Source organism: Chrysanthemum yellows phytoplasma (assembly GCF_000803325.1).
Lineage (GTDB): Bacteria > Bacillota_I > Bacilli_A > Acholeplasmatales > Acholeplasmataceae > Phytoplasma > Phytoplasma asteris.
In genome coordinates this window covers 1-287 of sequence record NZ_JSWH01000206.1, presented here as the reverse complement: position 1 = coordinate 287, position 287 = coordinate 1, and the positions used below count along the sequence as shown (strand labels likewise).

Below are 287 nucleotides of genomic sequence, written 5' to 3'. Positions count from 1 at the left end.
TAGCAGTTTTGTTTTCGCCTTCGTTATTAGTATATTTTTCAATTGACAACGTTCCTTCTACATATACTTTTGAACCTTTATGTAAATACATACTCATGTTTTCAGCTTGGGTTCTAAAAACAACACATGGAATGAATTGAGTTTTATCTTTATTATTAACTGCTAATTGAAAATTAACTTTAGATATTTGACCCTCATTAGTATTAATAAGTGTTGGATCTAAGTCATGGGTGATATTACCGATTAATTGTACTTTGTTTAACATTTTATTTCTCCTTTCTTTTTAT

General features: G+C 27.5%; 1 protein-coding gene. It reads right to left on the bottom strand.

What is annotated here, in order from left to right:
• On the bottom strand, positions 1-265 hold a 265-nt coding region (locus OL66_RS03210), incomplete at its 3' end, for a single-stranded DNA-binding protein (protein ID WP_034172447.1).
• Positions 266-287: the final 22 nt, after the last annotated feature.